The sequence below is a fragment of the Pseudomonas sp. genome (assembly GCF_046581935.1).
GTDB lineage: Bacteria > Pseudomonadota > Gammaproteobacteria > Pseudomonadales > Pseudomonadaceae > Aquipseudomonas.
In genome coordinates, this window is record NZ_JAYGFK010000027.1 from 33,294 (window position 1) to 45,653 (window position 12,360).

The following is a 12,360-nucleotide window of genomic DNA, read 5'->3' on the forward strand; positions in this document are numbered from 1 at the left end:
TGGCTCGATTGCACCCTGAATAAAACATGAAACTGCAGCGGCAAAGACGTCTCATCACATCACTGGTTGTACAACCGTAATTAAGCATTCGCCTCACAGCTTTGGCGCAAGGCCACAATTACAGAGCCAGGGTTATCAGAACGGCGCACTCAACCAGTTCAAGCATTGCTCCCGCTGTGTCACCGGTGGTGCCGCCTAGCCGCCTAATCAACTCCTGGCGCAAGCAGATAAACACCAACGCCGCCGCGCCCAAAGCCAATACAGCAGAACCGCCGAACAGCATCATTACAAGGCCATGTACAACCAGCACCCAGATAAGCGGACGACGTGGCAAGTGCTCAGCCAGAGCCTGACCCAAGCCACCCGCGCGCACATACGGCGTGGTGAGAAACAGCAGCGGCAACAGGCTGCGCGCCAGCCAAGGCACCAAAACCAGCAGCCACCCGGAGCCGTTTTGCAGCAACGCCACCAACGCGGCGAATTTCAGCAACAGCACCAGCACCAGCACAACCACGGCGATAGGTCCGCTACGCGGGTCCTTCATGATGTCCAGGGTACGTTGCCGGTCGCCAAAGCCACCCACCCAGGCATCGGCGCTATCCGCCAGGCCATCCAGGTGCAACCCCCCGCTGATAGCTACCCACAGCGTCAGAAGCAGCGCCGCCTGCAACAGTACTGCGGTATCACCCAGCAGGTGCTGCGCGGCGAGCAGCAGCAGGCCGATAAACAACCCCACCAGCGGGTAGAACAACAGCGACCGCCCGATCTGCTCAGGTGTCGGCATACCAGCCAGTGTCACCGGCAGACGAGTAAGAAACTGCAGGGCAATCCACCAGGGCGTCATGCCAACTCCCGGAGTTCGCCCTGGCTATCCAGGCTCAGTTGAAAGCGCTGGGCATGAGCAACCGTTACCTGCAACAGATCATTGCGCGGCAAACCACGCGCCCGCGCCAGCAGTAGACGGATCACCCCGCCATGGGTAACCAGCAGCAACCGCTGGCCGGCATAGTCCGCTTGCAAGCGCTGCAACGCCCTCAACACCCGCGCCTCAAAGGCCAGCAGCGGTTCACCCTCTGGCGGGGTGAAGCCATAAGGATTACGCCAAAAATGCCCCAGCGCGTCGGCACTGGTCTTCATCAAGTCAGCCGTATTGCAGCCTTCCCACGCGCCAAAGTGCAGTTCCTGCAGATCAGCTTCAAAACTCAGAGGCAGCTTTTGTTGCGCGGCCAGTTCCTCGGCAAAACGCGCACAACGCTGCAACGGTGAGCTCACCAGGCGGTCCCAGCGACTGCCATCGGCCACCGCCGCGCGCAATTGCGCCCAACCAGTAGCGGTCAAGGCGTCGTCCAGGCTGCCGCGCAAGCCGCCGCCCAACTCTGTTTCGCCGTGCCGTAGCAACTCTAGATAAACCGTCATGCCGGGCGATCAGCCACAGCCGCCTCGGCAAAAGTGGCCATATCGTTGTGCAGGCTGCAAGCCAGCTTTAACAACGGTACGGCCAAAGCCGCACCGCTGCCCTCACCTAAGCGCAAGCCCAGATCCAACAGCGGCTCGGCCTGCAAGGCCAGCAGCACACGCTGATGACCAGGCTCTGCCCCGCAATGGGCAAACAGCAGCCACTCGCGGCAACTCGGATTAACCCGCACGGCCAACAGCGCCGCAACGCTGCAGATAAACCCATCAACCAACACCGTAATACCGTGCTGCGCACAGGCGAGATAAGCCCCTACCAACCCGACAATCTCAAACCCGCCAAAGGCACGCAACGCGTCCATCGGGCCATTGATTAACGCGCAATGTAAGGTCAGCCCAGCATCTATAACCCTGGCTTTGTGCGCGACCCCGGCGGCATTTAAGCCCGTGCCGGGCCCTACCAACTCGGCTGCTGGGCAGTCCAGCAGCCAACAAGCCAGAGCAGTAGCGGCAGTGGTGTTACCAATGCCCATCTCTCCGCCAATAAACAGCTCACAGTCCTTCGACTGCGCCCGCAGCACGCTGTCGCGTCCCGCCTCGAGTGAGGCAATCATCTGCGCAGAGGTCATGGCCGGGCCTTGCAGAAAATTCTGCGTGCCGGCACCGATATGTAAATGACGCACCCCAGGTAGCAACTCCAGCGGCAGCGCTGTGCCCAGGTCGGTGACCTCCAGCGCCGCGCCTAGCTGCTTGGCCAACACACTGATGGCGGCACCTCCAGCAACAAAGTTACGCAACATCTGCCCAGTCACAGCCTGTGGGAAGGCAGAAACGCCTTCGGCGACAATACCGTGGTCGCCCGCAAAAATGCTGATGGCCACATGCTCAATACGGGGCCGCTCGCGGCCTTGCAAAGCAGCCAGCTGAATCACCAAGCTTTCTAGCTGACCGAGGGAACCGGCCGGTTTGGTCAATTGCAGCTGACGCGCTTGCGCTTTATTGCGGGCAACGTGATCCAACGGCTGACCCGGGCCTTGCCACCACTGCAACATCATAATGCGTCCCCCTTGAGTACCATCGGTAAGCCAGCCACGCAGAACACCACCCGCTGACAACGCTCGGCCAACGCCTGATGCAACCAACCGGCTTCATCGACATAACGCCGAGTCAATTCACCCAACGGCACCACGCCCAGCCCCGTTTCATTACTGACGAAAATAATCCGCCCCGGCAGATCCGCCAGGCTCTCCAGCAGCGCAGTACGTTCAGTTTCTAGGCGCGCCTGATCTTCCAGCATCAATAGATTGGTCAACCACAGCGTCAGGCAATCCACCAGCAGGCAGCGGTCGGTGGCGGCATGCTCACGCAGCACCTGAGCCAATGCCAGCGGTTCCTCAACCAGTTGCCAGTGCGCCGGACGCCGCTTACGGTGCTGGCCAATCCGTGCACACATCTCGGCATCCCATGCCTGGCTGGTGGCGATATAGGTGACTGCCAGAGCCGACTCGCTCGCCAGTCGCTCGGCCAGCCGACTCTTACCGGAACGGGCACCGCCGAGAATCAGTTCATGCATAACTCACCTTTCTTGAGACTGTTTCCGGGCTATAGGCCGCAAAGTTCGCGCAGCTTGTTGTTATCCAGATGCTGCTCGACCAAATCGGCCAGGCGCTCAATATCACGCTCGCGAAGGGCGTGATAATCCACCGCCTGCACCTCACGCAGCCCGGCCCAACGCAGCAAGGCGTTGCACGCTTCACTGCGTTCAAACAGGCCATGCAGATAAGTGCCAAGCACCTGGCCGTCGGCGCTCACTGCGCCGTCGCCCCGGCCATCGTCCAACTGCACCGCTGGCGCATCCAGGGCCGCGCCACTGCTGACCCCGGCATGGATTTCGTACCCACTGACCGGGGCATTTTCCAGACACAGTTGGCCGCGCACATTGCGCAGCTGCTTTTCCGCTGCCAACACAGTGGTGAAATTCAACAAGCTCAAACCTGGGCTTGAACCGGCCGCCCCTTCCAACCCCTGCGGGTCATCGATCTGCATACCAAGCATCTGCAAGCCACCGCAGATACCAAGCAGCTTGCCGCCGTAGCGCAGGTGCTTGTCGATAGCCGCTGGCCAACCCTGCTGACGGAGAAACGCCAGGTCCGCGCGGACACTTTTCGAGCCGGGCAAGATAATCAGGTCCGCAGCGGGGATCGGCTGGCCGGGGCCAACAAACGTCAGCTCGACCTGGGGATGCAAACGCAGCGGATCAAAATCGGTGTGATTGCTGATCCGTGGCAACACTGGCACCACAACCTTGAGCACCTCGGCCGCCTTGACGCTCTGGCGGCGGTCGATGGCATCTTCTGCTTCCAGGTGAAAATCCATCAGGTACGGCAGCACGCCAAGCACCGGCTTGCCGGTGTACTGCTGCAACCAATCCAAACCCGGCTGCAACAAGGCAATATCACCGCGAAAACGGTTGATCACAAAACCTTTAACCCGCGCTTGCTCGCTCTCGGAGAGCAGCGCCAGCGTACCGACCAAGTGCGCAAACACCCCGCCCTTGTCGATATCAGCAATCAGGATTACCGGGCAATCCACGGCCTCGGCAAAGCCCATATTGGCGATATCTCCGGCACGCAGGTTGATCTCGGCAGGCGAGCCCGCGCCCTCCACCATCACCACCGGGTAAGCAGCACTCAGACGCTGGTGCGACTGCAACACGGCTTGCATCGCCACGGCTTTGTAATCGTGGTACGCCACGGCATCCATGCTGCTCAGGGCGCGGCCATGGATGATCACCTGCGCACCAGTGTCGCTGTTGGGTTTGAGCAGCACAGGGTTCATATCGGTATGCGCTGCAAGGCCGGCGGCTTGCGCTTGCACGGCCTGGGCGCGACCGATCTCGCCACCCTCGGCAGTTACCGCACTATTAAGCGCCATGTTCTGTGGTTTGAACGGCACCACCGCAACGCCCTGGCGTTTGAGCCAACGGCATAGCGCGGTGACCAAGGTGCTTTTGCCGGCATCGGACGTGGTGCCCTGCACCATCAGCGTACTCATGCCAACTCTCCGGCAAAGGCTGCAAGCGCCTGCTGCAAGCGCTGCCAGCCTTGCTCATCTGGCGGCAGGCCAAAGCGCAGGCTCAGCGGAGCCTCGAACAGCCGCGTGAAAATCCCCTGTAGCGCCAAATACTCATGCAGCAAGGCCGCCTGCGGGATGCAGCAAAACTGAAACAGCGCGCAGCCACCTGTCGGGCTGAAGCCGTTAGCACTCAGCAGCGCGGCCAAACGCTGAGCATCGGCCAGCAGGCGTTCACGCTGCACCTGTTGACTGGCATGATCCTGCAGCAACGCAGTAGCCACCACCCGACTCGGCCCACTGATCGCCCAAGGCCCAAGCAACTCGGCCAACTGCGCCAACAGTTGCGCCTGAGCGAAAACAAAGCCCAGGCGCAGCCCGGCCAACCCGAAGAACTTGCCAAACGAGCGCAGCACAATCAGCCCCGGCAACTCAGTGAACGCCGCCAAGCTGCAATCAGGTGTGCAGTCGATAAACGCCTCATCCACCACCAGCCAGCCGCCACGCTCGGCCAAGCGGCGGTGCCACTCCAACAAACGCTGAGGTTCGATGCGCCGACCAGTCGGATTATTCGGATTAACCAGCAACAGCACATCGAGGCGCTCCAGCGCGCGCTCAATGGCGCCCTCGCTGATTTCTAGCAGTCGATGCCCCTCACGCTGCCAGGCGGCAGCATGCTCGGCGTAGGCCGGCGAAACGATGCCCACCGTGACATTGCTCACCAAACGCGGCAACGCCTGGATCGCGGCCTGCGAACCGGCAACCGGCAACAGGTTGGCCACCCCGTAATAATCTCGCGCGGCGATTTCTAGGCCATCCTGCTGCTCGGGCAAGCGCGCCCAGGCAGTAGCGGGAATCGCTGGCAGCGGCCAACTGTAGGGGGCAATACCGGTGGACAGGTCCAGCCAATCGGCCAGCGCGATGCCATAACGCAAAGACGCCGCCCGCAGGCGACCGCCATGTTCAAGCATAGAAAAGCCCCCAGAGCAGCAGCAGCGCCAACCATAGCAGCACGCCGCCGTTAACCAGATTGACTGCGCGCTCGATATCCTGTGCTTTGGGCTGCGGACCAGCGCCCAACTCAGGGCGCACATGCAACTCGCCGTGATACTCCGCCGCACCACCCAGGCTGACGCCAAGTGCACCAGCCCCGGCCGCCATCACCGGGCCGGCATTCGGGCTGTCCCATAGTGGCGCTTGCTGCCGCCAGCAGCGCAGCGCCAGCTTGGTCTGCCCCAGCAGCGCGTAAGTCACAGCAACCAGCCGCGCGGGGATGTAATTGAGCAGATCATCGATCTTCGCCGCCGCCCAACCGAAACGCTCAAAGCGCTCATTGCGATAGCCCCACATGGCATCCAGGGTATTGCTCAGGCGATACAGCACCACGCCCGGTGCACCGGCCAGAAGAAACCAGAACAGCGCCGCAAAGACCGCATCACTGCCATTTTCCAATACGGACTCAGTACCCGCACGGGCCACTCCCGTACTGTCCAGTGCTGCGGTATTGCGGCTGACCATATAACCGACGCGCTGACGAGCCAGCGCCAGATCGCCCAGCCGCAGCGCCTGAGCCACCGGCATAGCGTGTTCGCCCAGGCTTTTCAGGCCCAGCGCGGCGTACAGCGCGACAATCTCAACCAACCAGCCCAGGCCGCTAATCTGGCTCAGCAACCAGGCGAGCAAGGTCAGTGGTAAAACCGCCAAACACCAGGCCGTGACACCATGGCTGCGCCAACCAGTGCCTGCCTGATTGAAACGTTGCTCGATGCGTCCCGCCAACCGACCAAACGCCACCAACGGATGCCAGCCCCGGGATTCGCCAAACAGCGCATCCAGCGCGACCCCGGCGCAGGTGCTAAGCACCAGGCTCATGGCATGCCCCAGTGGTTTTCAAATAACAACTCGCCCAGCGGCCGCGGCTTAGCCCAGCCTTCCTGCACCAGCATCGGAGCATCATAGAACGCCTCTACCGGCCCTAGGCAGAGCACCGCCAGCGGTTTGCTACCCACGGGCATACCGAGCAAATCGGCCAGCGCCTGCGGCTCGAACAACGACACCCAGCCGAGCCCCAAGCCTTCGGCGCGGGCCGCCAGCCAGAGGTTCTGGATCGCGCAAGCGAGCGAGGCTTGGTCCATTTCCGGTAACGTGCGCCGGCCAAATATATGCGCTTCGCGGCCGTCCATCAGGGCGACGACCAGCAGTTCAGCGCAGTCGCGAATACCCTCGACCTTGAGCCGCATAAACTCATCGCTGCGCTCACCCAGCGCCTCGGCGGTGCGCACGCGCTCCTCCTCCACCAGGCCGTGGATCGACTCACGCAAGGCCGGGCGAGTGATACGAATAAACCGCCACGGCTGCATCAAACCAACGCTGGGGGCCTGATGAGCCGCTTCCAGCAAACGGGCGAGCAGCTCCGGTGCCACCTCGCCGCCGCTGAAGTGGCGCATATCACGGCGTTCGGCGATGGCGCGGTAAACCGCTGCACGCTCTGCAGAACTGAACGCGTGTTCGCTCATACCCCGGCTCCAGGACAAAACAGCGCAGCGGCGGCCAGCGGATCAGACGGCAAATAGAAGTGGATATACGACGCCGTAAGCCGGCCCTGGCGATAAACCGCCTCAGATGTGCGCTTGTAATTCGGGCATTCGCCACGGGTTAGCGGTTGTAGCTCACTGCTTAACGCCGAGTAGTGGAAGCTGTGACCACGCAACAGCCCCTCCGGCAGTTCGGCTTGCTGCAAAGCCATGGCGGTCATGCGCGGTTGCAAGGTCGCCTCGCCAGTTAACAGGCCGAGCATCTGGCCGCTGATACCCTGCTTATCGGTCAGTTTGTCGAGCAGATACAGCATGCCACCGCACTCGGCATGGATCGGCTTACCGGCCGCATGGTGCGCGCGAATCGACTCGGCCATCGCCTGGTTGGCCTCAAGCTGCGCCAGGTGCAACTCCGGGTAACCACCCGGCAAATAGAGGCTGTCGACCTCAGGCAGGCGCGCGTCTGTCAGCGGTGAAAAGAAGTGCAGTTCAGCGCCCAGTTCGCGCAGCAGGTCAAGGTTGGCCTGATAGAGAAAAGCAAAGGCGCTGTCACGCGCCACGCCGATACGCACCCCATTCAGCAAGCGTGCAGGCTTGATCGACTCAGGCGGCGCGAAACTAACCGCTGGCGGCAAGTCGGTATCGGCGCTGGCAGACAAGGCATCGGCGGCGGCATCCAGGCGTGCATCCAGATCGGCCAACTCAGCGGCCTGCACCAAGCCAAGGTGGCGGCTGGGCAAACCAACCTCGGCACTGCGCGGCAAGGCACCGTACCAGCGAATTGACGCTGGCAAGGCATCACGCAAAATCTCGCCATGCCGCGCACTGCCCACCCGGTTGCCGAGCACCCCGGAAAACGGCAGGTCCGGCTGAAAGGTCGCCAGACCATGGGCCATCGCACCGAAAGTCTGCGCCATGGCCGAACCATCAATCACGGCCAACACCGGCACGCCAAAATGCCGCGCCAGATCAGCCGCCGACGGCGTGCCATCGAACAGGCCCATCACCCCTTCAATCAGGATTAGATCGGCTGCGCCAGCCGCCTCCCAGAGCAAGCGACGACTCTCGGCGGCACCGACCATCCACAAGTCGAGCTGATACACCGGCGCACCGCTGGCGCGGGCGAGAATCATCGGGTCGAGAAAGTCCGGGCCACACTTGAACACCCGCACGCGCTTGCCTTGGCGTGCATGCAAACGCGCCAAGGCGGCAGTCACCGTGGTTTTGCCCTGGCCTGAGGCTGGCGCCGCGATCAATAGCGCCGGGCATTGGCGGGCGGCAGCGTGGCTCATCAGAACTCCACTCCCTTCTGCGCCTTAACCCCAGCCTTGAAGGCGTGCTTGACCAGGTTCATCTCGGTCACGGTATCCGCCGCTTCGATCATCCCCGGCAACGCGCCCCGCCCGGTCACTACCACATGCTGTAGTAGCGGCCGTGCTTCGATATCGGCGAGTACTGCGTCGAGTTCCAGGTAGCCGTATTTCAGGGCGATATTCAGCTCGTCCAGCACCACCAGGCCGACAGCCGGATCGTTCAGCAACTGCGCGGCCACGGCCCAAGCTTCGCGGGCTTTATCGATATCCCGTTGGCGATCCTGGGTCTCCCAAGTAAAGCCCTCGCCCATCACGTGGTAGCTGACCTCATCAGGGAAGCGACGAAAGAAGGCCTCTTCGCCCGTGCTGGCCGCGCCCTTGATAAATTGCACCACGCCGACCTTGAGGCCGTGGCCCAAGGCACGGGCAACCATGCCGAAAGCGCTGCTGCTTTTGCCCTTGCCATTGCCGCTGTGCACCAGCAGCAGGCCATATTCATCCTGAGCTTGGGCAATCTTTTCATCGATCAGGGCTTTCTTACGGGCCATGCGCGCCTTGTGGCGGGCGTCACGCTCAATCGATTCAGTCATCACTCATGCTCACTACGGTCTGATCAGCCACAGCTATGCCAGGCGGGTAAACGGTCGGCAAAGCAAGATGATAGGTCAACATGCTGCTCCACCGCCGCAAGGCGATCTGGCTGGAAAAAGCACGCGGAGATAGAGAGAACGCGGGATCACGCACAGCGCAACCACACGCCAGACAACGCCCTCCGCGATGCCGTGGACTGCAACAGGCCGGTCTCCGGGCTTGTGAGCGAACCTTGAGGTTCTCAGAACCTACTTATGATCTAGCGAGCTAGAGATGAACGGTGGCGAAAATGGCCGAAGAAGCGGAGTTTGCTGATTGTAAATGAGCATTCCGAGGCCGTTTTCAACGCCGTTTAGCCGACGCGCAGCAGATCATAAAAGGTTCTAAGCCGCGCCTTCCCATGCTTAAGCACAGTGGCATTAGCGGCGTTTAACTCACTTACCGTTGCGGGGGCAGCGTCGGAATAGCTGGCGTAGAAGCGCACAACGCACCGACTTCCCTGTTTCACCCCGCAAACGCATAGCGCTGGAGGCACCTGTTACAAGGCGCGAAGGGTAGAGAGTTCGTGATTAGGCGTCAAACGAATGCGACTCAACTTCAACGTTTACGGCACAGCGTCAAACCGTCGCCCAGCGGCAGCAGTGATAGATCGATGCGTGTATCGTCGCGCAACGCCAGGTTCAGCGCCTGAATCGCAAGCGTATCGGCGCTTTGTGGGTTTGCCTCCAGCACTCGGCCGCTCCACAAGGTGTTATCAAACAGAATCAAGCCACCCTGCCGCACCAGGCGCAAAGCATGCTCCAGATAGGTTGGGTAATTGGCCTTGTCGGCATCGATAAACAGCAGATCGATACTTCCCGCCAAACCCTCTCCTTCAAGAGCCGCCAGCGTCTCAAGGGCCGGCGCCAAACGCTGTTCGATCCGCGTACTGAGCCCGGCCTCGCGCCAGTAGCGCTCAGCCGTGGCGTTGTACTCACCAGGAATATCACAGCAGATCAGCCGACCCTCCTCCGGCATGGCTTGAGCCATACAAATGGCGCTGTAACCGGTAAAGGTGCCGACTTCGACGATGCGCCGCGCGCCCATCAGCTGGACCAGCAAGGCCATAAATTGCCCTTGTTCAGGGGCAATCTGCCAGCGCGCGGTGCTCAGTTGCGCGGTCTCCTCACGCAGGCGCTTAAGCAGCGGCGTTTCACGCAAGGAAACATCCAGTAGGTAGCGATGCAGAGCCGCATCAAGATTAAGCGTTTGGGTGGTCACACAAACTCCCCTCAGCAATCCCGATAGCTAACGCGCCTCAAGGATTACCCGCCAGCTCCGGGGTGAACACGCGCTTGGCATTCAGGTAGGTACGTTGCCAGTAAGTGTTGCTCAAGCTGTCCAGGCGCACGGTACCGCCAGTGGACGGCGCATGTACAAAGCGCCCATTGCCGACATAAATCCCGGCATGGCTGACCTTGCTACCGCCGCTGGTGGCGAAGAACACCAAATCGCCACTTTGCAGGGCTTCACGGCCAATGCTCGGCGCACGCATGCTAATCAGTTCACGGGTTGTACGTGGCAAGCGAATGCCCGCCGCATCGCGGTAGACATAGCCAATCAAGCCACTGCAGTCGAAGCCACCATCCGGCGTATTGCCGCCATAGCGATAAGGCGTACCCACCAAACCCAGCGCGCGAAACAAGACATCGTCAGCATTGCCGTTAAAACTGCTAATGGCAGGCTGCACAACTGGTTGTGGTTGGACTGGGGCGGGAGCATGGCTGGAGCAAGCGCTGAGCAGCGCTGCAAGTACCAGCAAGCTGAAACGGGTGATAGCGGTCATGGACAAGCCAACCCTGAGCGAGATGCGCCCTACTCTGCCGGCTTGCACAACGTAGTGCAAGCTTTAGCTTTGCTTAGTAGGTGATTGAAAACTATCGAGATGCATCAGAAGCGGCAGCAGTTGAGCAATTCAACTGCTGCCCAAAGGCTTAAGGGTGACGAACCAGCATATCGTTTGGAGCCATCGCCAGGGCGCGTTTGGCCTCAATAAAGGTGCGCTTCCAATAGCGATCATCCAGGCTATCGACCCGCACACCGCCGCTACGGCTGCTTGAGGAATGGATGAATTGATCATCACCTAAGTAGATACCCGCATGACTGACGCGACCACGACCATTGGTGCTGAAGAACAAAAGATCGCCTGGCTTAAGCGCATCACGCTCAACCAGCGGTGCATCGATATTGATCATGTCGCGGGTAGAGCGTGGCAACTGCATGCCAGCTTCTTCTTTGAACAGGTAGCCGATAAAGCCGCTGCAATCGAAACCAGAACTCACCGAGCCGCCACCAAAGCGGTAGCGTGTACCGACCAGCGACAGACCATGGGAAAGGATGCTGTCCGCCAGCTGAGGCAGTTTGTAGGATTTTTCTTCAGTAAAGTCGCCAAGCGCGGCTTCTTTGGCTTGTTCATCAAGCTCATCAAGCTCTATCGAACTTGGCGAAAACACAGCCGACTGGCTTGCCAGCTCTGGCTGTGGCGCGTGGTTGGCGCAAGCGGCCAGAACCACAGAAAGTGCAATGGGCACGAGGGGTGCGAGGCGTTTTAGCATGGGCACGGCCGTGTCTATAGAGTTCACAAGAGCGCGACTATGCCTTCTATGACATGCATTTGCAAATTCTATGGATCTAAATGTGACTTAGTAGTTCCGGCAAAACATCTAACGCCCGCCCTTGCAGATGCACGTCCACGCGACTGCTCAAGTCCGTACGCTGCGGGTTGATTTCCACAGTAAAGCCGCCAGCCTGCCGCGTACGCATTAGCGGCTCAACGATATACGGGAAGCTGGCGCTAGTACCGACACTGATCACCACCTCGAAGCCTTTGCGCACCTCGGCGTAAAGTGTGTCTATCGCCTGCTCAGGCAGCATTTCCTCAAACAGCACCACCGGTGGGCGCAGCACTCCGGCGCACTGTCGGCATTTGGGCGGTAACGGCCGACTCAAATGCTCAGCCAATTCGTGATCAACTGCACCACAAGACTGGCAATACAGTGGCGCCAGATCGCCATGAATTTCAATTACTCGCTCCATCGGACTACCGGCGGCACGGTGGTAACCGTCGATATTCTGGGTTAGCAGCCAGCATTGCGGCTTTCGCCGCTGCAACTCGGCGATGGCGTAATGCCCGGCATTAGCCTGCGCACCCAGGCAGGCTTTACCCAGCTCTGCCAGGTATTTCCAGCACAACGCTGGGTCACGCTGCAACATAGAGCCGGACAACGCCGCCTCAATCGGCAAACCTTCAGCGGTGTGACCGTTATACAAGCCACCCAGACCACGGTAAGTGGGCAACCCGGAGTCGGCGGACAAGCCCGCGCCGGTTATCAGCAAAATGCGCTCAGCCTGGCGAAGCTGCTCTGCGACCTGCTTGATTGCCTGCTCCATGGTCAAAC

The 12,360-nt window shown here is 60.6% G+C and carries 14 protein-coding genes and 1 riboswitch; all 14 genes read right to left on the reverse strand.

The features are described 5' to 3' along the window. Window positions 1-118: 118 nt before the first annotated feature. Window positions 119-844 (reverse strand): adenosylcobinamide-GDP ribazoletransferase, encoded by a 726-nt coding sequence (locus tag VCA57_RS21635; RefSeq protein WP_411187512.1) that lies wholly within the window; start codon window positions 842-844, stop codon window positions 119-121. After that, complete coding sequence (cobC, locus tag VCA57_RS21640) at window positions 841-1,416, reverse strand: alpha-ribazole phosphatase family protein (RefSeq protein WP_411187514.1); 576 nt, start codon at window positions 1,414-1,416, stop codon at window positions 841-843. Before cobC ends, VCA57_RS21635 begins: the two co-directional genes overlap by 4 nt. Further along, complete coding sequence (gene cobT, locus VCA57_RS21645; RefSeq protein ID WP_411187516.1) at window positions 1,413-2,468, reverse strand: nicotinate-nucleotide--dimethylbenzimidazole phosphoribosyltransferase; 1,056 nt, start codon at window positions 2,466-2,468, stop codon at window positions 1,413-1,415. The genes cobC and cobT overlap by 4 nt, the downstream gene beginning before the upstream one ends. Continuing rightward, window positions 2,465-2,986 carry a bifunctional adenosylcobinamide kinase/adenosylcobinamide-phosphate guanylyltransferase gene (gene cobU, locus VCA57_RS21650; protein ID WP_411187518.1) on the reverse strand — a complete coding sequence of 174 codons (522 nt, stop codon included), beginning with the start codon at window positions 2,984-2,986 and terminating at the stop codon, window positions 2,465-2,467. The genes cobT and cobU overlap by 4 nt, the downstream gene beginning before the upstream one ends. Window positions 2,987-3,015: 29 nt before the next feature. Next, window positions 3,016-4,467 carry a cobyric acid synthase gene (locus VCA57_RS21655; protein WP_411187520.1) on the reverse strand — a complete coding sequence of 484 codons (1,452 nt, stop codon included), beginning with the start codon at window positions 4,465-4,467 and terminating at the stop codon, window positions 3,016-3,018. After that, window positions 4,464-5,456 carry a threonine-phosphate decarboxylase CobD gene (cobD, locus tag VCA57_RS21660; RefSeq protein ID WP_411187522.1) on the reverse strand — a complete coding sequence of 331 codons (993 nt, stop codon included), beginning with the start codon at window positions 5,454-5,456 and terminating at the stop codon, window positions 4,464-4,466. The genes VCA57_RS21655 and cobD overlap by 4 nt, the downstream gene beginning before the upstream one ends. Beyond that, the gene (cbiB, locus tag VCA57_RS21665; protein ID WP_411187524.1) at window positions 5,449-6,357 is read right to left on the reverse strand and encodes an adenosylcobinamide-phosphate synthase CbiB; all 909 of its coding nucleotides are present in this window, start codon (window positions 6,355-6,357) and stop codon (window positions 5,449-5,451) included. The genes cobD and cbiB overlap by 8 nt, the downstream gene beginning before the upstream one ends. Next, window positions 6,354-7,001 (reverse strand): 5,6-dimethylbenzimidazole synthase, encoded by a 648-nt coding sequence (gene bluB, locus VCA57_RS21670; protein ID WP_411187526.1) that lies wholly within the window; start codon window positions 6,999-7,001, stop codon window positions 6,354-6,356. The genes cbiB and bluB overlap by 4 nt, the downstream gene beginning before the upstream one ends. After that, on the reverse strand, window positions 6,998-8,311 hold the full coding sequence (locus VCA57_RS21675) for a cobyrinate a,c-diamide synthase (RefSeq protein WP_411187528.1): 1,314 nt from the start codon (window positions 8,309-8,311) through the stop codon (window positions 6,998-7,000). The genes bluB and VCA57_RS21675 overlap by 4 nt, the downstream gene beginning before the upstream one ends. After that, on the reverse strand, window positions 8,311-8,922 hold the full coding sequence (gene cobO / locus VCA57_RS21680; protein WP_411187530.1) for a cob(I)yrinic acid a,c-diamide adenosyltransferase: 612 nt from the start codon (window positions 8,920-8,922) through the stop codon (window positions 8,311-8,313). Before cobO ends, VCA57_RS21675 begins: the two co-directional genes overlap by 1 nt. Window positions 8,923-9,109: 187 nt before the next feature. Next, a riboswitch (cobalamin riboswitch) is annotated at window positions 9,110-9,477 on the reverse strand. A 43-nt stretch (window positions 9,478-9,520) separates the two neighbouring features. Then, window positions 9,521-10,183 carry an O-methyltransferase gene (locus tag VCA57_RS21685; RefSeq protein WP_411187533.1) on the reverse strand — a complete coding sequence of 221 codons (663 nt, stop codon included), beginning with the start codon at window positions 10,181-10,183 and terminating at the stop codon, window positions 9,521-9,523. A 37-nt stretch (window positions 10,184-10,220) separates the two neighbouring features. After that, window positions 10,221-10,748 carry a C40 family peptidase gene (locus VCA57_RS21690; RefSeq protein WP_411187535.1) on the reverse strand — a complete coding sequence of 176 codons (528 nt, stop codon included), beginning with the start codon at window positions 10,746-10,748 and terminating at the stop codon, window positions 10,221-10,223. Window positions 10,749-10,896: 148 nt separating this feature from the next. Beyond that, window positions 10,897-11,517 carry a C40 family peptidase gene (locus VCA57_RS21695; RefSeq protein WP_411187537.1) on the reverse strand — a complete coding sequence of 207 codons (621 nt, stop codon included), beginning with the start codon at window positions 11,515-11,517 and terminating at the stop codon, window positions 10,897-10,899. Window positions 11,518-11,593: 76 nt separating this feature from the next. Then, window positions 11,594-12,352 carry an NAD-dependent deacylase gene (locus VCA57_RS21700; protein ID WP_411187539.1) on the reverse strand — a complete coding sequence of 253 codons (759 nt, stop codon included), beginning with the start codon at window positions 12,350-12,352 and terminating at the stop codon, window positions 11,594-11,596. Between the last annotated feature and the right edge of the window lie 8 nt (window positions 12,353-12,360).

Bases quoted from the DNA above. Each gene is read 5' to 3' on its own strand.
- VCA57_RS21700 (WP_411187539.1), bottom strand. From the start codon at position 12,352: ATGGAGCAGGCAATCAAGCAGGTCGCAGAGCAGCTTCGCCAGGCTGAG.
- bluB (WP_411187526.1), bottom strand. From the start codon at position 7,001: ATGAGCGAACACGCGTTCAGTTCTGCAGAGCGTGCAGCGGTTTACCGC.
- VCA57_RS21655 (WP_411187520.1), bottom strand. From the start codon at position 4,467: ATGAGTACGCTGATGGTGCAGGGCACCACGTCCGATGCCGGCAAAAGC.
- cobU (WP_411187518.1), bottom strand. From the start codon at position 2,986: ATGCATGAACTGATTCTCGGCGGTGCCCGTTCCGGTAAGAGTCGGCTG.
- VCA57_RS21690 (WP_411187535.1), bottom strand. From the start codon at position 10,748: ATGACCGCTATCACCCGTTTCAGCTTGCTGGTACTTGCAGCGCTGCTC.
- cobO (WP_411187530.1), bottom strand. From the start codon at position 8,922: ATGACTGAATCGATTGAGCGTGACGCCCGCCACAAGGCGCGCATGGCC.
- cobT (WP_411187516.1), bottom strand. From the start codon at position 2,468: ATGATGTTGCAGTGGTGGCAAGGCCCGGGTCAGCCGTTGGATCACGTT.
- VCA57_RS21675 (WP_411187528.1), bottom strand. From the start codon at position 8,311: ATGAGCCACGCTGCCGCCCGCCAATGCCCGGCGCTATTGATCGCGGCG.
- VCA57_RS21695 (WP_411187537.1), bottom strand. From the start codon at position 11,517: ATGCTAAAACGCCTCGCACCCCTCGTGCCCATTGCACTTTCTGTGGTT.
- cobD (WP_411187522.1), bottom strand. From the start codon at position 5,456: ATGCTTGAACATGGCGGTCGCCTGCGGGCGGCGTCTTTGCGTTATGGC.
- cbiB (WP_411187524.1), bottom strand. From the start codon at position 6,357: ATGAGCCTGGTGCTTAGCACCTGCGCCGGGGTCGCGCTGGATGCGCTG.
- cobC (WP_411187514.1), bottom strand. From the start codon at position 1,416: ATGACGGTTTATCTAGAGTTGCTACGGCACGGCGAAACAGAGTTGGGC.
- VCA57_RS21635 (WP_411187512.1), bottom strand. From the start codon at position 844: ATGACGCCCTGGTGGATTGCCCTGCAGTTTCTTACTCGTCTGCCGGTG.